Annotated in this window: 14 protein-coding genes and 1 pseudogene; 5 read left to right on the top strand and 10 right to left on the bottom strand. The window is 70.9% G+C overall.

Annotated elements, in window-relative coordinates:
* Positions 1 to 226 precede the first annotated feature (226 nt).
* Positions 227 to 1,522 carry a sensor histidine kinase gene (locus ACH4T9_RS06930; RefSeq protein WP_396670414.1) on the top strand — a complete coding sequence of 432 codons (1,296 nt, stop codon included), beginning with the start codon at positions 227 to 229 and terminating at the stop codon, positions 1,520 to 1,522.
* 47 nt (positions 1,523 to 1,569) lie between these two features.
* Positions 1,570 to 2,226 (top strand): response regulator, encoded by a 657-nt coding sequence (locus ACH4T9_RS06925; RefSeq protein WP_387016010.1) that lies wholly within the window; start codon positions 1,570 to 1,572, stop codon positions 2,224 to 2,226.
* 10 nt (positions 2,227 to 2,236) lie between these two features.
* On the opposite strand, the gene ACH4T9_RS06920 is transcribed toward ACH4T9_RS06925, so the two are convergent.
* The 3 genes from ACH4T9_RS06920 to ACH4T9_RS06910 form a co-directional block, all read right to left on the bottom strand.
* Positions 2,237 to 2,887, bottom strand: a complete 651-nt coding sequence (locus ACH4T9_RS06920; protein ID WP_396670415.1) for an HAD family hydrolase — start codon at positions 2,885 to 2,887, stop codon at positions 2,237 to 2,239.
* A gap of 66 nt (positions 2,888 to 2,953) precedes the next feature.
* The gene (locus tag ACH4T9_RS06915) at positions 2,954 to 3,208 is read right to left on the bottom strand and encodes a glutaredoxin family protein (RefSeq protein ID WP_350887738.1); all 255 of its coding nucleotides are present in this window, start codon (positions 3,206 to 3,208) and stop codon (positions 2,954 to 2,956) included.
* On the bottom strand, positions 3,198 to 3,377 hold the full coding sequence (locus tag ACH4T9_RS06910) for a hypothetical protein (protein ID WP_396670776.1): 180 nt from the start codon (positions 3,375 to 3,377) through the stop codon (positions 3,198 to 3,200). The genes ACH4T9_RS06915 and ACH4T9_RS06910 overlap by 11 nt, the downstream gene beginning before the upstream one ends.
* A gap of 884 nt (positions 3,378 to 4,261) precedes the next feature.
* Between ACH4T9_RS06910 and ACH4T9_RS06905 the strand changes: the two genes are divergently transcribed.
* The 3 genes from ACH4T9_RS06905 to ACH4T9_RS06895 all read left to right on the top strand — a co-directional run bounded on the left by ACH4T9_RS06905 (position 4,262) and on the right by ACH4T9_RS06895 (position 7,568).
* Complete coding sequence (locus tag ACH4T9_RS06905; protein ID WP_396670416.1) at positions 4,262 to 5,224, top strand: ECF subfamily RNA polymerase sigma factor, BldN family; 963 nt, start codon at positions 4,262 to 4,264, stop codon at positions 5,222 to 5,224.
* A 374-nt stretch (positions 5,225 to 5,598) separates the two neighbouring features.
* Positions 5,599 to 6,492 carry a DUF5667 domain-containing protein gene (locus ACH4T9_RS06900; protein WP_396670417.1) on the top strand — a complete coding sequence of 298 codons (894 nt, stop codon included), beginning with the start codon at positions 5,599 to 5,601 and terminating at the stop codon, positions 6,490 to 6,492.
* A gap of 200 nt (positions 6,493 to 6,692) precedes the next feature.
* A complete protein-coding gene (locus ACH4T9_RS06895) occupies positions 6,693 to 7,568 on the top strand; it encodes an HAD family hydrolase (RefSeq protein WP_396670418.1) in 876 nt (291 codons plus the stop codon).
* 94 nt (positions 7,569 to 7,662) lie between these two features.
* Here ACH4T9_RS06895 and ACH4T9_RS06890 read toward each other — a convergent pair whose 3' ends face one another.
* The 7 genes and pseudogenes from ACH4T9_RS06890 to ACH4T9_RS06860 all read right to left on the bottom strand — a co-directional run.
* On the bottom strand, positions 7,663 to 8,547 hold the full coding sequence (locus tag ACH4T9_RS06890) for a lysophospholipid acyltransferase family protein (RefSeq protein ID WP_396670755.1): 885 nt from the start codon (positions 8,545 to 8,547) through the stop codon (positions 7,663 to 7,665).
* Between the two features lie 233 nt (positions 8,548 to 8,780).
* Entirely contained in the window at positions 8,781 to 9,854 is a 1,074-nt protein-coding gene (locus ACH4T9_RS06885; protein ID WP_396670419.1) for an NAD-dependent epimerase/dehydratase family protein, read from the bottom strand.
* Between the two features lie 118 nt (positions 9,855 to 9,972).
* A complete protein-coding gene (locus ACH4T9_RS06880; protein ID WP_007465623.1) occupies positions 9,973 to 10,074 on the bottom strand; it encodes a 30S ribosomal protein bS22 in 102 nt (33 codons plus the stop codon).
* Positions 10,075 to 10,311: 237 nt separating this feature from the next.
* On the bottom strand, positions 10,312 to 10,521 hold the full coding sequence (locus tag ACH4T9_RS06875) for a helix-turn-helix domain-containing protein (protein ID WP_007465625.1): 210 nt from the start codon (positions 10,519 to 10,521) through the stop codon (positions 10,312 to 10,314).
* A 557-nt stretch (positions 10,522 to 11,078) separates the two neighbouring features.
* Positions 11,079 to 11,657 carry a hypothetical protein gene (locus ACH4T9_RS06870; protein WP_396670420.1) on the bottom strand — a complete coding sequence of 193 codons (579 nt, stop codon included), beginning with the start codon at positions 11,655 to 11,657 and terminating at the stop codon, positions 11,079 to 11,081.
* Between the two features lie 38 nt (positions 11,658 to 11,695).
* Positions 11,696 to 18,448, bottom strand: coding sequence for an RHS repeat-associated core domain-containing protein (locus tag ACH4T9_RS06865; RefSeq protein WP_396670421.1), 6,753 nt, complete (start codon positions 18,446 to 18,448; stop codon positions 11,696 to 11,698).
* A 432-nt stretch (positions 18,449 to 18,880) separates the two neighbouring features.
* A pseudogene (locus ACH4T9_RS06860) lies at positions 18,881 to 19,038 on the bottom strand (ABC transporter ATP-binding protein); the annotation flags it as partial.
* Positions 19,039 to 19,065: the final 27 nt, after the last annotated feature.

Here is a 19,065-nt window from a genome sequence, read left to right as displayed (position 1 = left end):
CAGACGCACAAATCGCGATCTTGAAGACCCCCGACCCGCCTCCACCTGCCCCTCCGTTCCACAAGATCGATACGGCGGCCCCGCACCGCCCCGCCGATTATTGCTCAATCCCGACTTCCCTCACCAATCGCGCGTCGGCCAGGCGGCACCTGGTAGGGCTGCCCCTACAGGGGAGAGGCCGGGCGGCGGGATGGGGCCGAACGGTCCGGCTGCCTAGCCTCGAACCATGACCGCCGCTACCGTCGCCGACCCGCCCACCACCTCGCCCAGCGTCCCCCGCCAACTCCTGCACGATTCCAACTATGTGCTGCTCGGCCTGCCCCTGGCGCTGGCCAGCTTCGTGGTGTTGCTGGTGGGGCTGGCGCTCGGCCTGGGGCTGGTGGTGACCGTGATCGGCCTGCCGGTCCTCACCGGCACCCTGTACGCCGCCCGTGGGCTGGCCGACATCGAGCGGTTGCGGCTGCCCGCCGTGCTCGGACAGGCCCGGATCCGGCCGGACTACCGGCAGCCCGAACCCGGGGCGGGCGCCTGGCGGCGGATCTTCATGCCGATCCGGGACGCCCAGTCCTGGCTCGACCTGGCCCACGGCATCCTCAAGCTGATCGTGTCCCTCCTCACCTTCGTGGTGACCGTCGTCTGGTGGGCCGGGACCCTGCTCGGCTGCCTCTACTGGGCGTACGACTGGGCGCTGCCGCAGAGCCCCGACAACCAGGGCCTCAACGAGCTCCTCGGCCTGGGCGACTCCCCCGCCGCCCGGATCGGGCTGAACACCGCGATCGGGGTGTTCTTCCTGATCACCCTGCCGATGGTGGTCCGGGGGTGCGCGCGGCTCCAGGCCGGCTTCGCCCGCGCCCTGCTCACCGGGGTGGCCGAGATGCGCAACCGGATCACCGTGCTGGAGGAGCAGAAGCGGGCCGCCGTCTCCGCCGAGGCCGCCGCGCTGCGCCGGCTGGAGCGGGACATCCACGACGGCCCGCAGCAGCGCCTCGTCCGGCTGGCGATGGACCTGAGCCGGGCCCGCCAGCAGCTCGCCACCGACCCGGAGGCGGCCGGCCGGACCCTCGACGAGGCGGTCACCCAGACCCGCGACACCCTCGCTGAGCTGCGCGCCCTGTCCCGGGGCATCGCCCCGCCGATCCTGGTCGACCGCGGGCTGCCCAGCGCCCTGGCGGCCCTGGCCGGGCGCGGGCTGGTCCCGGTCGAGCTGCGGATCGACCCTCAGCTGGAGGTCCCCGGCGGACGGCTCGACCCGGCCGTGGAGAGCACCGCCTACTTCGTGGTCGCCGAGGCGCTCACCAACGTCGCCAAGCACAGCGGGGCGACGGAGTGCGCGGTCGCGGTGACCCGGCACGAGCGCCGGCTGACCGTCGGCGTGACCGACGACGGCCACGGCGGGGCGCACCTGGCCAAGGGGCACGGCCTGGCCGGAATCGCCGACCGGGTGCGGGCGGCCGGTGGCCGGCTGGACGTGGTCAGCCCGGCCGGCGGCCCGACGGAGGTCCGCGCGGAACTGCCGCTGTGAGCGTCGACGGCCCGGCTCCCTGCCCGGACGTGGTAGACATCAGCATCATGCGGGTGGTCATCGCGGATGACGCCGTGCTGCTCCGGGAGGGGCTGGTGCGGCTGCTCACCGAACAGGGGCACGAGGTGGTGGCCGCCGTCGGCGACGGCGACGCGCTGGTCGAGGCGGTGGTGACCCACCGTCCGGACGTGTCGATCGTCGACGTGCGGATGCCGCCGTCGCACACCGACGAGGGGCTGCGCGCCGCCGTGGAGGCCCGCCGGCTGGTCCCGCGTACGCCGGTCCTGGTGCTCTCCCAGTACGTCGAGGTGTCGTACGCCGACGACCTGCTCGCCACCACCGGCGGGTCCGGCGGCGGCGGGGTGGGTTACCTGCTCAAGGACCGGGTGGCCGACATCGACGAGTTCATGGACGCGCTGGCCCGGGTGGCCGCGGGCGGCACCGTGCTCGACCCGGAGGTGGTGGGCCAGCTGCTGGTCCGCCGTCGACGCGACGACCCGCTGCGCGAACTGACCCCCCGCGAGCGCGAGGTGCTGTCCCTGATGGCCGAGGGGCACTCCAACACGGCCATCGCCCGCGCACTGGTGGTCACCGACGGGGCGGTGGAGAAGCACGTCCGCAACATCTTCACCAAGCTGGACCTGCCCCCGGACACCACCCAGCACCGCCGCGTCCTGGCCGTGCTGACCTACCTGCGCACCTGACCGGCCCCGGTCATCGGAGGGTGGCGGCGAGGGTGACCGCCTCGGTGAGGGTGTCGGCCACCGGGTGCCCGGACGCGCGCAGCCGGGCCTGGTCGGTGAACCCGCCCGTGTAGAGCACGGCCCGGCCGCCGACCGATTCGGCGGCGTCGGCGTCGTCGATCGAGTCCCCGATCAGCACCACGTCGCGGCCGTTGATCCCCAGCTCGGTCAGGTGCCGCTCCAGCGACTCGGCCTTGCGGTCCCCGCCGACCGTGGCGCGCAGCCCGTCCACCCGGGCGAACCGGTCGGTCAGCCCGTGGGTGTGCACCGCGGGCACCAGCTCGTCGTGGAACCACATCGACAGCAGCGACTGGCCGCCCGGCCAGGCCGCCATCGCCACCGCCGCGTCGTCGGCGAGCACGCAGGTGGTCAGCCCGCTGCGGTACGCGTCGTGGAAGATCCGGTCCAGCTCGCCGAACGCCGCGTCGTCGACGGCCCGGCCGAGCACCTCGGCGTAGTAGTCGGCGATCGGGCGGCGGAACCGCACCCGGTGCTCGTCCGCGCTGACCGTCGGGCCGCCCACGCTGGCGAAGACGGCGTTGGTGGCCGCCACCACCAGGTCGAGGTCGTTGAGCAGGGTGCCGTTCCAGTCCCACACGAGATGGGGACGCGCAGGGGTCATCCCAGCACGATAGGACCCGCACCGACGCGCGGGGAAGGGCGGGGCGGAAGACCGGCGGCGCGGGCCTCAGAGCTGCGGGGTGGTCAGGTCCCGCAGCAGCCGTTCCTCCTCCACCCGCCAGTAGCCGTGCTCCTTACCGTCGAGCAGCACCACCGGCAGCCGGTCGCCGTACTCGCGCTCCAGTTCCACGTCGCCGGTCACGTCCCGCTCGATCCACCGGTCCCCGGTGACCGCCACCACCCGGTCGAGCGCCACCTTGGCGTCCTCGCAGAGGTGGCAGCCGGGGCGGGTGATCAGGGCGAGTCGGGCGTCACTGGACATCGGGAACCTCCGTGCGGATGTCGGCCGGCGCCGCCGGGGACGGTGCCGGCCTGAGCTGGGTCTCGCGCGCCTTGCCGATCGCCGAGTACGGCAGCGCGTCGACGAACTCGACGGCGGTCGGGCACTTGAACCGGGCCAGGTTACGGGCGCAGTGGGCGAGCAGCTCCACCCGGTCACCGGGCGCCCCGGCGCCGGCACCACGTACACCCGGACAGTCTCCCCGGTCCGCGGATGCGGCACACCCGGTACCGCCGACTCGGCCACCCCCGGATGCGCCGGCAAACACCGCCTCCACCTCGTGCGGGTAGACGTTGAAGCCCACCAGCCGTCGGCGGGCAGTGGGTCGTCGGCCGGCACGGAGGGTGAGCGAGGTGCCGGGACGGTCGGGCGGCCGAGCGCGGCCGGGGCGGGCGTGACCGCGGCCACCGAGGCGTCCGGTAGTGATCAGGTCACAGTGGTGTCCCGCCAGCGCGACGCGGGACGGCCGCCGTGGCCGACCGCCGCCCGGCGGAGCCGGCCGACGAGGTTCGGCGCGGAGTCGTCGGCTACGTCCTGCACGGTGGCGGAGTCTGGCGTAGCCTCCGCCAACCGGCCCTGCCCGAGCCGGGCCCGACGCCGCGTCCGGGCCTCGCCGGCATCGTCGCGCCGGCCCGGCCGCACGCCGTCCGGGGGCCCGCCGGAGGGGCCGGCATCAGCCCGGTGACCTGGGGTTCCATTGCGGACCAGCTCCCCGGGCGAAAGTCAACCACGCGCGACGGACAACCGGTCCGCCATTGGTACGACGGGTCGGGAAATACTTCCGCTCTGTGTAACGGACTTGCCACGCGCGGGTGACGTTGGCCCTATCATCACTCGGGTCGGCTCACCCCATTTGCCGTGAGTCGACACCCCTCAGCCCGAGGAGGCCCCCGTGCCTGTGAGTGCATTGGACCAGCACCTCAATGGGATCTGCCGCCCGTCGGCATGTCCCGGAAGGATCCTGCCCGACCACCATGGCCCCGCCCGCACGGCGGCGGGCCGGCGGCCGGCGTGGGACCGGACCGGGGAGGCACGGTGACCAGTTTCAGCTACGCAGAGCGACCGGGCGGGCTGGCCGGGGCGGCCCGCGCCGCCCTCAACGAACGGCTGGGCGCGCCGCGCGGCTCGGACGACATGTGGAGCCAACCTGTGCGCGGCGACGGGGCGTCCAGACGCCTGCCCAACCGCTCGCACCACAACGAGGCCCCACCTCGCCCGGCCGCACCCGGGGGCAATGGCGGCCGGGTCGCCTCGCCGGCCAGGCCGATGATGCCGGCCCAGGGCCGGCGCACCGGCGACACGCCATCGGCGACCGACCCGGCGGCGACCGAGACCGCGGTGCTGCCGGCGGTGCCCGCCGGGCCGCCGGCCGGGCCGCCCGCCGGGCCTGGCGGCACGTCGACCGGCTACCCGAGCCGGCCCGACCCGTCCGACCCGGCCACGGAGGTCTGGAAGCTGATCGAACGCGCCCAGGCCGGCGAGTCCGAGGCGTTCGGGCTGATCTACGACCGGTACGTGGACACGGTCTTCCGCTTCGTCTACTTCCGGGTGGGCAACCGGCAGCTCGCCGAGGACCTCACCTCCGACACGTTCCTGCGTGCCCTCAAGCGGATCGGCAGCTTCACGTGGCAGGGCCGGGACCTCGGCGCGTGGCTGGTCACCATCGCCCGGAACCTGGTCGCCGACCACTTCAAGTCCGGGCGGTACCGGCTGGAGGTCACCACCGGCGACGTGCTGGACGCCGACCGGGAGGACCGCGGGCCGGAGGGCAGCCCGGAGGCTGCCGTCGTCGAGCACATCACCAACGTCGCGCTGCTCACCGCCGTGAAGCAGCTCAACCCGGAGCAGCAGGAGTGCATCGTGCTGCGGTTCCTCCAGGGATTCTCGGTCGCGGAGACCGCCCGGGCGATGGGCAAGAACGAGGGCGCGATCAAGGCGTTGCAGTATCGTGCGGTCCGGGCCCTGGCCCGGCTCCTGCCGGACGGCTTCCAGCCCTGATCCGACCGCTGCGGCGAGCCCCGACCCGGTTCCCCGGTCCGCACCGATCCGGCCGCCGCGGCACGCGGAACTTCCGGTCGACACCGGCGGCAGCGACGGCTGCCCTGCTCACCCACCCCCCGGACGAATGGATCGACGCTCACCGGGGCGTGACGACCATCACTCTTCGTGGTTTCGCTCCCGCCGGCCCCGTAACCCGTGCCCGGCGCGGAGCGTTTCTCCGGGTGCGACCGGTGGTTGCCCCGGCATCCCCGGGCCCCACGGTCCGGACAGCGCGGCCGACCACGGCCTTTCGTTCGTCGGCGCGCGCTGCCGCCGGTCGCTGGTGAGGACAGCGGCCGACCGGCCGTGACCAGCGAGAGGAGGTGCCTGCGGTGGACAGTGACCTCTTCTCCCGCCGGCGCGCCGAGCGCTTCGCGCAGCTTCTCGACGAAGCCAACGGCGGCCGACGTCACCACGTCAGGTCCCGGGCCGACGACCAGCTCGCCGCGCTCGTCGCGGTCAGCCGGCAGTTCAGCGCCGATCCCCCGACCGTCGAGATCGACACCGGCTTCCGCACCGGGCTACGGGCGATGCTCGTCGCCACGGCCGAACGGGAGGGTGTCGGCGTCACGGCGACCGGGTCGACCGAGGCGGGGCCTGCCGGCCACCGGGGCGCGGTCGGCGCCGGGCAGCGCGGCTCGTTCCTGCCCGCCGTGACCGCCCGCCGGGCCCGCGCCCGGGGCGCCATCCTGGTCGGGGTGGCCGCCGGCGCCATCGCCGTCTCCGGCATCTCCGCCGCCAGCGAGAACGCGGTGCCCGGCGACGCCCTGTACGGCATGAAGCGCTCCACGGAACGGGCCCAGCTCGCGCTGGCCAGCTCGAACCTCAGCCGTGGCCAGCTCTTCCTCGACTTCGCCCGCACCCGGCTCGACGAGGCCGCCGCGCTGCGCGGGGACCGGCTCGGGTTCGAGGCCGTCCTCGACGACATGGACTCGGACAGCCGCCAGGGCGTACGGCTGCTGACCAGCGCCGCCGCGCAGCGCACCGACCCGGCCGGCCTGGACGCGGTGAACACCTTCGTCGCCGGGCAGCGCCGCGCGGTCGGCGACCTGCTCGACGGGGCCAGCCGGGCGGAGCGGGACCGGATCCGCCGGTCGCTCGCCCTGCTCGACGCGATCCGGAAGCGCTCCGACGCGCTGCGTGCGGCCATCGACTGCGAGCTGCCCGCCCCGGCCGGCAGCGACGCTCTCGGACCGACCCCCGCGGCCTGTCCCGGCGACCGCTGAGTCACCGCCCCGCCGACCCACCGACCCACCGCGCGACGGCCCTCGGCTCGCGGCCCAGCCCGCCACGGGGTGCCGACAGGGCCTCTCACCAGCGGACGGGCATTGTGCGCCACAGTTCCCGCTCGACGGGCCGGGGGGCCACCCGGCCCGGTTACTCTCGCGGAAGGCACTGGTCGTGGTCGTCGAGCGAGGGAGGTCGCGTGGCCCGTACCCGCAGGGTGACAGTCAGCACCGACCGCCACGGTCACACGGCCGGCTGGGCGGAGACCGAGGCCGCGCCGGCCACCCCGATCGCCCCCGACCCGGGCGCCGCCGCGTTCTTCGACGTGGACAACACGATGATGCAGGGCGCGTCGATCTACTGGTTCGCCCGCGGGCTCGCCGCCCGGAAGTACTTCACCACCGGCGACCTGGCCCGGTTCGCCTGGCGGCAGCTGCGGTTCCGGGTGCTCGCCACCGAGCACGCCGGGGACATGTCGCAGGCCAAGGAGGCCGCCCTGGCCTTCGTCGAGGGCTGGCGGGTGGACGACGTGGAACGGCTCGCCGAGGAGATCTTCGACGAGCTGATGGCCCCCCGGATCTGGGCCGGCACCCGCCGCCTCGCGCAGCGGCACCTCGACTCCGGCGAGCGGGTCTGGCTGGTCAGCGCCGCGCCCGTCGAGATCGGCCGGGTGATCGCGGCCCGGCTGGGCCTGACGGGGGCGATCGGCACCGTTGCCGAGGTGGTCGACGGCGCGTACACCGGCCGGCTGGTCGGCGACCTGATGCACGGCCCGGCCAAGGCCGAGGCGGTGGCCCAACTCGCCGAGGTCGAAGGGCTGGACCTGTCCCGCTGCTCCGCCTACAGCGACTCCGCCAACGACCTGCCGATGCTCTCCACGGTCGGCCGGGCGGTGGCGATCAACCCGGACGGCGCCCTGCTGCGGCAGGCCCGGCAGGAGGGCTGGGAGGTACGGGACTTCCGCACCGGCCGGCGGGCGGCCAGGATCGCCCTGCCGTCGACGGCAGCGGCCGGGGTGCTGGCCGGCGCAGTGAGCGCCGGCCTAGCCCTGCACCGCCGCCGCCACGCCCACTGACCCACCCCGGGTTGGTCAACAGGTTCGCGTCAGGAATCCCTCGTGGGATGACGCAACCCTCTTGATCAACGCCTTGAGAGGGAGGCCGGGCGGGTTAGGGACCGAAGGGATCGGGGCGGCGCTCCAGCAGGCTGTGCAGGGTCTGCTGAATGGTCTCCCGCACCTGGTCGGCGAGGTTGAACACGACCAGCGGGTCGTCGGCGGAGTCGGTGAGGTGGGCGGTCGGGATCGGCGGGCAGAACTCGATCAGCCACTTGCTCGGCAGCGGCACCATCCCCAGCGGGCCGAGCCACGGGAACGTCGGCGTGACCGGGAAGTACGGCAGCTTGAGCAGCCGCGCGAGGGGCTTGATGTCGGCGAGCATCGGGTAGATCTCCTCGCCGCCCACGATGGCCACCGGCACGATCGGGGTGCCGGTGCGCAGCGCCGCCGAGACGAACCCGCCGCGGCCGAAGCGTTGCAGCTTGTACCGGTCGGAGTAGAGCTTGCCGACGCCCTTGAACCCCTCGGGGAAGACGCCCACCAGCTCGCCGGAGCCGAGCAGCCGCTCGGCGTCCGGGTTACAGGCGACCGTCCCGCCGGTCTTGCGGGCGACCGCGGAGAGCACCGGCATCCGGAAGACCAGGTCGGCCCCGAGCAGCCGCAGGTAGCGGTGGGCCGGGTGCTGGTCGTGCAGGGCTGCCGAGAGAATCAGCGCGTCCAGCGCCACCGTGCCGGAGTGGTTGCCGACCACCAGGCCGGCCCCGTCCGCCGGGACGTGCTCCAGGCCGGTGACCTCGGTGCGGAACCAGTCCCGGTAGAGCATCCGCAGCAGCGGGTGGAAGACCGACTCGGTCAGGTCCGGGTCGAAGCCGAACTCGTCCACCGGGTAGTCGCCGGAGAATCGGCGCCGCAGGAACGCCAGCCCGGACGCGACCCGCCGGTCCCACACGTCGCCGGGCCCGTCCGGGACCGCCGGCTCCCGCGGCCCGGAAGCCACCGGCTCACCCGTCGACACTGCGTCCGAGGAGGTCGGGGCGGTGCCCGAGGCCGGTTCGGTGTCCGAGGTCGGGGCGGTGTCCGGGGCCGGTTCGGCGTCCGGGATCAGGGCTGCGTCCGGGGCCGGGTGATGGCCGTTTCGCCGCGCCGGTTCCCCGTTCTGGCCGGCCGAGACCGGCGGTACGTCGTACCGGCCGTTGGCCCCGGCCCTCCCGCCCTGCTCGTCCGGCCGGCTCACGGCTGCTCCCGTACGGCCGCGCGCACCTGGCGGATGCCGTCGAGGACGGCCCGTTCGGCGGCGGCGAGGTACTCCCGGGTGACCACCACCCCGCCCTGGTGGGCGCGGATGAAGTCGTCGAACGCGGCGACGGTTGACCGGGGCGTGAAGCCGTACTCGCGCTTCAGCGCGGAGGTGTCGACCACCCGGCCGTGCACGAAGAGGTCGACCTGGTCCAGGCCGTACCGGCCGAAGCCGAGGTTGCGGGCCATCGCGGCGGCCCCGGACAGGCCCGGTTCGAGCACCGGGACGCCCACCCGGCCGGCCCGCCTGATCGCCTGGGACAGGGCGAGCACACCCGGCCCTGCCACGTTGTACGTCCCCGGGTGGTCCTCGGCGACCGACCGGTGCAGCACCTCCAGCGCGTCGTCGAAGTGCACGAACTGCAGCCGGGGGTCCCGCCCGAACACCGTGGGCACGAACGGCTGGGAGAAGTACCGGGTCAGCGTGGTGTCGGCGGTGGAGCCGATGAACGGCGCGAACCGCAGCACGGTGGCGGTGACGTCGGGACGGCGGCGGCGGAAGCCGCGGACGTACCCCTCGATGTCGAGGATGTCGCGGCCGAAGCCGCCGCGCGGCACCTCGCGCGGCTCGGTCTCCTCGGTGAAGACCGCCGGGTCGCGGAACGACGCCCCGTAGGCGGCGGTCGACGAGCGGACCACGAGCTTGCGCAGCCGGGGCGCCCGCTGGCAGGCGGCGAGGAGCTGCATGGTGCCGATGACGTTCTGCTCCTTCATCGCCGACCGCCCGCCCTGCTGCTGGTCGGGGGCCGTGGCGAGGGCCAGGTGCACGACGGCGTCGACGTCGAGGTCGGCGAGGAGGCTGCCGAGGGAGTCGAGGTCGATCCGGATCAGCTCGACGCCGCCGAGCAGGCCGGCCAGCTCCGGGTTCGGATCGGCCGGGTCGACGCCGATCACCCGCTCGATCCGCGGGTCGGCGGCGAGCCGGGCCGCGACGTGGGCGCCGAGGTAGCGCCCGGTCCCGGTGACGACAACCGCCCCCGGGGCACCTGAGGTGCCACCGGGGGTCATGTCGTGCACCTACCTCGACAGGGGAGATCGAGCCGGGGGAACCGCGGCCTGATCACCTGAGCCTCCGAGGGTCGACAGTTGGCAAGTGACGCGCTGCCGGGCCAGGGCCCGGCCCGGGTCACTTGCCGAGACGGCGACGCTGGACGCGGGTCTTGCGCAGCAGCTTGCGGTGCTTCTTCTTAGCCATGCGCTTACGGCGCTTCTTGACCACCGAGCCCATACGACGACAGCCTTTCGATTGCAACGTGCGGGACGGACCGGATGACACCACGTAGTGGCGTCGACGACCGCTTGCGGACAACGGACCGGACCGACTGGCGGGCGGTGGGGCGCACCGGTGTCAGGTCACGGTCCGGTCCAGGGTAACCGGAGAGCGTCAGCAGGACCAACGCGCCCCCGTCGATGCCCGTTACGTCGCATCCGGCCGGGCGGCCCGGAACGGATCAAAACGGACGGATCAGGCGGTCTCCTGGAAGGCGCCCCGCAGGTACTCGTGCACCGCGTGCTCGGGCACGCGGAACGACCGGCCGACCCGCACGGCGGTCAGTTCACCGCTGTGCACGAGACGGTAGACCGTCATCTTGGACACCCGCATCACCGTCGCCACCTCGGCGACGGTGAGGAACTTGACCTCCGACAGCCGACCGTCGGACTGTGACCCGGCCATGGCTCACCGACCCATCCCATGCCCGGCGCGTGCCGCCGGACGGGATGCTCCCGCCAGGACGGGCTACGCGCGTGTTACCAGTACGGTAGCGGGACGGCTGTGACCGGCGCGATCCCTTCCCACAACTGATCATGTCCTGACGGGTGTTTCCTCGGCTCTGATCTGGAACTTTCCGCTGATCATCCCCGCCGCCCCGCTCCTGTCGTCCATGATCGACTTCGTGTCACTGACCTGGGGCACCGCCGCACTCGGATAACACCATGTCAGTGACACGGCACGTCGACACCGAAGATCCGGCGCGCGGAAGGCGTCCGGTGGCGCCGGCGGCGCCACCGGACGGGTGCCCTGGCCCACTCCGGAATGGACCGGGGCTCCGCGCTGGGAGCGAGAACAGTGTCTCAGGCTCCTAGTCTCCGCCCCGGAGTGCGGTCGATCATGCGGCGTTCGCCACGGTGCCGCACGCCTGAAATCATGACCGCCAACCACTTATATGTGAACGGCAACTCCAGGCCTGCGGCGACGCCGCAAGCCACGGATGCTCGCTTCAGGCCCCCTGATTAGTCATCCAACCATGCACCACGGGCGAGCCAGGCCATGGCATCCTCGTTCTCCGCCGTCGTACGGTACGACTTCCCCACATTTCGACGGACAACCTCGCGGAGAGAAGGAATTTGAAAGGGGGAGGGCAGAACGGCGATTCCGATGCTGTCCTGCCAAACGGTTCCTTGAACGAAAACTGACCCGCTCACCGAGGACATTGCAAATCCGGGGCAGCCGAACCCCCAGCCGAGAACGCCTGACGCCGCTCCGACGCCCATGACGTCCCACTCCTCGGCCAGTTCAACCAAGCCCCATACAAGCTCACCCACCTCCTCATCGCCCCCCTCAGGTGCCATGAGAGGAACCTCAAGCGAGACCAGGAAGCGCCTGTCCGCAAACAGACCAGATTCCTCCGACAACGAATACCAATCCGCGTTGGCCTTGGAGACCTGATCCGGGTCGGCAAGTGCCACAATTCGGTCTCGCCGTCCCTCGTTCGGTCGACAGGACGCCACCATCCAGGCAGCGAAACTTGGTATCCCGGTCGACTTTTGGAAGCCGAGGAACTTGAAACCGAAGTTTTCCATTTCTGCCACGAGTTGACCTGACAGCTGCTTTTGATGTCGCATCAACCTCAACACCCGGGAACGTAGGGAGTCAGCTTGTTGTAGTTATGCCCGGTCGGGTTCTTTCCATCCGGAGCCACATAAGCGAACTTATCACCCTTCTTCAAGATACGATAAGCGTTGTTGTTCGGATCCGGTGCGTAGATCTGAGCACCAGCCCACCATTGCGTCTTTCGATTGTTGCCACCTTGATACACATCCAACGACCCATCCGGATTGACGCGCTGCTGCAACGTTCCATCCATGATCTGCTGAATTCCCCGCTGGATGATTTTTGGTACCGGCTGCCCGTCCGTGTTGTGCACCAGGACAGGCGCTTCGCCGGCCAGAACATAGTAGGTGTGTATGCCGTCAACGGTCAGGTTGTATGCCAATGCCGTCCTGACCGAGGCCGGCCGGAGGTATCCCACGGGGGCAAAGTGACCATACGGACCAGCTACCAAATCGCCCTGGTCGAGAGCCTCCGCAGACTGCCACTCGCGGTCGGTCTGGTTCCAGAACGGGTGGTCCTCGGTGGTGGTTAGGAGAGCGCCGCCGATATCGAGATCGACCAGGTCGTCCGTGTGCACCCAGACGCGGGTGACGGTGCGCGGCCCCTGCTCGCCGGTTTCGGGGTCAGACGCCAGAACTTCATCACCGGCCTGGATCTCTTCGAGCTTCTTGGTGGTGCCGTCGGCCATGAGGACCTCGGTGTCACCACTGAAGCTCATGCAGCCGCCGCGACGCGATCCGGTGCCTCTGCCGCCGCTCTTGCCTCCACCCTTGCCTATGCCGCCGACCATGCCAGGGCTCTCGTCCATCGGCAGGTTGTCAACGCCCCACTGGTAGAGGGTCTCCCAGAGTTCCTTCTCGATCCACTGCTTACACCCGCCGGGCCTGCCCATCTCGGCGCAGATGTTCATGGCGAGTACGGCGGTGTCGACGCGCATCCAGTCCGTGTTGTTGCCCTGGCTTCTTTCCGAGAACCACTTGGCCCGCTGCTCGCGCCAGCGACGCATGAACTCGTCGAACGGCACGCTCTCCGGCACCCGGATGCCATATCCCAGGTCCCGCGGGTGGTTGTCCTTGCTGGACTTGGTGGTTGTCTTGCCGTTGTCGTCGCCCCACTTGATGTTCTCCGGCGTACCGCAGCCGTACGGGCAGCCGTTAATGGGGTCATAGCCGCGGCAGTCGTGGTCCCTGCAGTCTTCGGGGATCATTCCCGACGGGTCACTGGAGGTGACCGGGGAGTTGTTGGCGTATGAGTAGCCGTTCCACTGCTGCGGGTCGGTCAGATCCTGGAGGGGGTCCAGCGAGACGAAACGGCCGATGGTCGGGTCGTAGTTGCGGGCGCCGACCTGGGTCAGGCCGGTGGTCGGGTTGAGCGGCTGGTTGAGGAAGCCCCGGTTGTCCGGCGCCGACACGGTGGCGCCACGCGGTGCGCCGTACGGGGTGTACTGCCGCCAGGTCGGCACCTGGGCGGTGTTGTTGAGGTAAAGGCTCGGCGTGCCCTGGTGGTCCGGCACGATGAAGCCGTACGCGGTGCCGCTGCCCGTCCGGTAGGCCGCCGCCCCGCCGGGCAGCGCGTGGTACCGGACACCGCTCAGGGTCTGGGTGGTGGTGTTCAGGGTGATCTGCTCGCCGAACAGGTAGAGCGTGGTCACCCCGGGGTCCCGCTGGATGAGCAGGTTGCCGTCGGCGTCGTTCAGGAACGTGCTGTCCCCGTCGGTGCCGCCGGTGACCGAGGTCAACTCCCCGGTGTCGTCCCAGGCGAGGGTCTGCGTGCCCTGGCCGGCCTGACGGGTGGTCATGTTGCCGGCGCTGTCGTAGGCGTACGAGGTGCTGCCGGTGAGGCCGCCCGTGGTGGTCGTACCCGTCACGGTGTGCGGCTGCCCGCCGCCGTTGCCGTCATAGGCGTAGGTGGTGGCGGTGTCGGTGCCGCCGGTCAGCGAGTACTGGGTCTGCTTGGTGCGGTTGCCGAGCGAGTTGATCTCCCACTCGGTCCAGTAGGCGCTGGTGGCGCCGATCCCGCTGCCCACCATGGCACGGTTGCCCGTCGTCGGGGTGACCGCGCAGTCGTCGGTCGCGGTCCATGCCCCGGTGAGCCGCCGCAGTGCGTCGTACCGGTAGCACCCGGTCTCGGAGGCCGCGCCCGGCAGGTAGCGGGTGTCGACGGTCTTGAGGATGTTGCCGTACAGGTCGTACTCGTAGTCCTTCCTACCGACATCGCTGGTCGTGGTCGTCGTTTTCGTCACCGACTGCTGTTGGAGCCGGCTGTTGTGGTCGTCGTAGGTGTTGACGACGGAGGCCGCGCTGTTGCTCGGGCCGACGACGCCCCGGGTCACCCGGCCCCAGGCGTCGTAATCCGTCGAACTGGCGTAGGTCGCGAGGCCAGCAAGGCCGCTGGGCATGTCCAGGTTGCCTACGTAGCCGCGCAGGGTGCTCTCGGCAGGCAGACCGCCCCGGGCCTGGTAGCTGTCACCGGACGGTTTGCCCGTAGTGCTGTTGAAGCTGTGGGTGTAGCCGTAGGTGTTGCCGAGCAGCCCCTCCACGGCGGGGATGGTGACCGTCTCGCCGGTCGAGGAGCCGAACGCGTTGAAGCCGGTCCACTGCGTGCTGTACGCGGCACCGTTGCGGAAGGCAGTCGACGTGGTCAGTTTGCCGATCGGGTTGGTCATCAAGGCTACGGCGAGATTGTCGTTGTCGTACACCCAGGCAGCGAGCTGATTGCCCGTCGCCTGCGCCGACACGGCGGCAGCGTGGTGGGCCGTCTTGCGGTTGATCTTGTCGTAGGTGAACGACGTCGTCCTGCCCCTGGAGTCGGTGGTCTCGACGATGTTGCCGACTCCGTCGTAATGCATGGTGCTGGTGCCGGCGTCCGGGTCGTCCTTGCTGACCACCTGCCCGAGCAGGTTGTACTGGCTGGTCCAGACGTTGCCGTCGGTGTCGGTCAGGGTGGCCTGGTTACCGCCGCCGTCGTAGCCGTAGCTGGTGGCGACCGTCGTGCCGCCGGTCAGGTGGTAGATCCCGGTGAACGGGCTGGCCGGGCTGCTCAACGTCGGCGCCGAGGTGTACTGGAGCTGCTTCTCGGTCCGGCCCATCGGGTCGGTCACCACCGCCGTGGTGGTGCCGCCGGTCGGCGGGATCACCGTCGTCCGGTCGCCGTTGTACACGGTCCTGGTAGCCGACTTGACCACGCCGTCGCGGGCGCTCTCGGCCAGGGTGACCCTACCGAGGCCGTCGTACGTGTTGAAGGTCTGGTTCAGCGCCTTTTTCAGCAGGTTGTCGGCGGAAACCGGGGTGGTGTTCGGCGTGACGGAAGCGTCCCACCAGCCGTTGTACGTCGCGCGCACCCAGCCCCGGCTGTCGTAGAACGTGTCGGTGACCATCCGGCCGCCCTGCGGGGTCTCCGCCTGGGTCTGCCGCACCCGGTTCAGCGCGTCAAAGATGGTGGTCGTCTTCTGGTAGCCGCTGTTGTTGTTGAGCGTCTGTGCCGTTGTGGCCGTCGGCCCGGTCTTCGACACCGTGTAGGTGTATTTGACGTGGGCGGGGTTGCTGATGGCCCGGGAGGCCAGCCAGACCCCGGTGAGCCGGCCCAGCGCGTCGTACTGGCTGCGGTTCACGATCCCGTTCGGATCGGTGCTGGCGGTGGTCAGGTTCCGCATCGGCGTGACGGTGTTGGCGGTGGCGTGGCCCTCCGCGTTCGTCGCGATCAGGGCGGTGGTGAGGCCGACGGCGTTGTCGGTGTAGCTGACGGTGCTCTTGTTGCCGTTGCCGTCCCAGCTGCCGGTAGCCCGGCCGTACGCGTCGAACTCCGCCCGGTCGGTGGTCTGGTAGACGTACGCGCCGGAGACCCAGTCGGCGGCCTTCCGGACCATGGTGACGTTGCCCCTGGTGGGCGCGGCGGCCTGCGGGAACGTGGTGGCGAAGGCCGGGTCGTCGTAGAAGGTGCGGACGTGCGAGAGGACCTGCGCCGGCCGGCTGACCGTGGCCGGGGCGGTCAGGGCGTTCATGGCACCCGGCACCGTGGCCGACGAACCCTGGGCGTAGCCGCCGCAGGTTACCGACACCGTCTCGGTCCCGCTGGTCAGGCCGACGAGGTTGAGTCCGGTGTTCGGTGCGGCGTAGGACGTGGTGGTGCACCGGTCGTAGGCGGCGTTCACCGGCACCGCATGCTCGTACGTGTGCTTGAGCAGGCCGAAGGTGGCCGAGCTGGTGGACGCGTCGTACGAGTTGTCGGTCGCGCTGTATCGCCAGGTCGTGGTGCCACCGGTGGTGACCGCCTGCCGCCGCCAGATCCGCACCGGGGCTGCGATCGTCGCGGTCAGCGGGGAGAGACCGGTGCGGGTGCGGGTCGCGGTCGCTCCCGACACCCAGTAGGAGGTGACCGCCGAGCTGTCCACCGGGCCGCCGTCGCCGACGTAGCGGGTGGACTCCAACTCGCGGCCGGCGAGTTGGTCGACGTCCTCGTGATTCCCGCCGGCCGAGTCGGTGACGTTGACGACCGTGGTGTTGTTGTTCTTGCTCATGCCGCGGTAGTACGCCGTCTCGGACAGCGTGCGGGCATCGTTGACCCCGTCGCCGCCGCGCACCCGGACCTTGCCGTAGCCGCGGAACTGGCCGTAGGTGCGGTACTTGGCCTTGACCACCTCGTTGTCGTCGTAGTGCCAGGCGGCACCGCCCACGTACTCGTAGCTGGTGGACGTGGCGGGGGCGCCCCCGGTGAGGTCGGTGGCGGTGACCCGGGTGGCGGCGTACTTGTGGAACCAGTCCCGGATCTCGTTGACGTACCCCTCCGGCGTCCAGTAGACCGGGTAGCAGGACTTCGTGTTCGAGGCCGGGCTGGTCGTGACCGGGGCGGTACACGGCTGGGGCAGTTCGTAGCTGGGCGAGATGACGGAGCCGATCTCCGTGGTGATCGCCGAGATGCGCTGCCGGTAGAAGCTCGGCAGGCCGCCGGTGGTGTCGACCCGGTTGGCCAGCTTGATCCCGCTGAACGACACCGAGGGCAGCGCGACGGCCGTGGTGGAACCGCCCGAGGTGGTGTCGTGGCCCGTGCGGGTGATCGAGGTGAGCCACAGCGTCGGGGAGGTGCCGTCGCCGGTGGGTGGCATGGTGTGCGCCAGCGCGTACGAGTCCACCTTCTTGTAGGTCGAGGTGGCGGTGTCGTACTGCTGAGTCTCGATGGAGGTCAGCCGGGCGGTGGAGAAGAACGACGGGCTCCACGCCTGGCAGTCGGTGCCGGAGTTGCAGACCAGGTCGAACGGCACGTCTGGCCAGTTCGCCTTGTTCGCGGAGTTCAGCGGTTGGCAGGTGCCCGACAGGCAGCGGTCGCCGGTGTTGAAGACGACCTGGTTCGGCACGGTGCCGTACGCCCCGTTGTCGCGGAAGCCATAGTCGATCCGGGCGAGGTTGCTGTCCCGGACGTACGTGACGTCGGTGACACCCTTGTTACGGCCGTAGTAGTTGGTGGCCTGGTTGTAGTAGTAGGCCATCGCGTTGCCGTGGACGTCCTTGACGTAGTCCAGGTTCCATCGGTACGCCATCGTGCACACCGACGAGGAGAAACCCGCCGAGTTGTAGCAGGGATCGCCCGAGTGCGGCGAGTAGACCGGGGTGTGGTCGACCGACTTCGTCTCCGCCTTGCTGGCGGTCCAGCCCGGCAAACGGTTGCGACCGAACTCGTAGACCGTGCCATCGCGCTCGGTGACCCGCCAGTAGTCGGTGTTGTAGGTCCCGCTGCCGTTGCCCGAGTTTGTCACCTGGGTGACCACGGCTCCGGTGTCGTTCTGGAGCTTCCACACCTCCTTGGTGGCATCCCAGATCAGCGAACTCGACGAGCCGTTCAACGCGATGGTCAGGATCGGGCCGGTGTAGCAACGGTCGTAGGTCTCGACGGGGGAGGGACTGCCACCCGGATCGTCCTTGCAGGAAACGAAGGTTTGCTCGACGTACGACCTCGGAGTGGTCCATCCGTCACCGGCCCACGACGCCTGGGCGTTGGTCGAGGAGGTCTGCCCGTCGACCGCACCCGAGTCGTACGACAGTGCGACCTTCGGCACCAACTTGGAGCGGGTAGACGGCAGCGCCACCGGGTAGGAGTAGCTGAACGAGCCGGTGCTACCACCCGCGGTCCAGGACTGGGACGGCGACAGTTCGGTCGCGGCGTAGGTGCCACCCTCACCGCCTTCGTCCCCAACAGCCGCGACGGCCGCCAGCACCGTCGCGGTGTCCGCCGCGCGGGCGGCGGGACCGGCGGCCGTCAGCGGGACCTCCGCCGACACGGAGTTGGCGGCGACGTCGTTGGTCGACGGCAGCGGGGTCGCGGCGCGGCACTCGGCGACCTGCGGGCTGGTCAGGGCACACCCTGGCAGCCGCACCAGCCTCAGCCGCGAGCCGTAGTTACCGCCGTATGCCTCGGCGAACTCGGCGTAGTCCACGCCGACCCGCACGGTGCCGTTGGCGGTCCCGGCCGACGGAGCCACCGACAGCAGCACCCCGTCCAAGCCGACAGCCTCCGCCGCGACCCGGTCGACGACGGTGACCTCCAGCCGCTGCGGGCCGGCGTACCGACCGCCTTTCGCCGCGACCGGCTGCGCCCACACCGGCGTCCCCGCCGCCCGCGCCTTCGCAGGCACCGCCTTCCGCGCACCGGTGGTGGACGCCGACGCCGCCAGGTCCACCTGCGCGGATGCGGCCTTCGGCCACGCCGTCCGCGACGGCCGGTGGTTCGACCTCGCCTGGTCAGGCGGCGCCACGAAGTTCGTCGGAAGGGGCTTCACCCCCTTCACCGACCGGCCCGGCGACATAGCGGGCAGCTTCGCCTGCCCGTCGTCCACCGGTTTCGCCGATGCCGGCGAACCCGACAACAGCCCCGCCGCCAGCGACGTCGCCGCGATCGCCGCGACCACCCGTCTGGGCTGGGACAGCAGGCGAAAGCCCCCGTGTCCGACCATTCGAACCCCACCTCTGCGAGATACAAGGAAAGTCACACAGGGTAACCAGATGCGCACCCCATGGCGCCGACAATGTCTCACGTGGGGCCCGTCCAAAGATCGCGCCTCGGAAAGGATAGATAAATATCACATCGACCGAAACCGTCGCAGCGAGTCCGAAAGGGACGACAGGTCGCGACACAGATTGGTCCAGGGGGTTGGTCGGGCTGGTTCACTGCGGCCCCTCATCGGGCACAGCGTGAACGGCACTCTCGTGCTCTACGCCGACCGGCGCGGAAGGCGTCCGGTGGCTCCGGCGGCGCCACCGGAGCCACCGGACGGGTGCCCTGGTCCGCTTCCGGACGCGCACCAGGGCTCCGCGCTGGGAGCGCGACTAGTGTCGCAGGCCCACCCGGCCGCCCCGACAGCGGTCGATCACGGGGGCTGGGGCACCTCGCCACCGC

Source organism: Micromonospora sp. NPDC020750 (genome assembly GCF_044334565.1).
GTDB lineage: Bacteria > Actinomycetota > Actinomycetes > Mycobacteriales > Micromonosporaceae > Micromonospora.
Note: the sequence above shows the minus strand (reverse complement) of the source record. Positions and strands in the feature narration are given on the sequence as shown.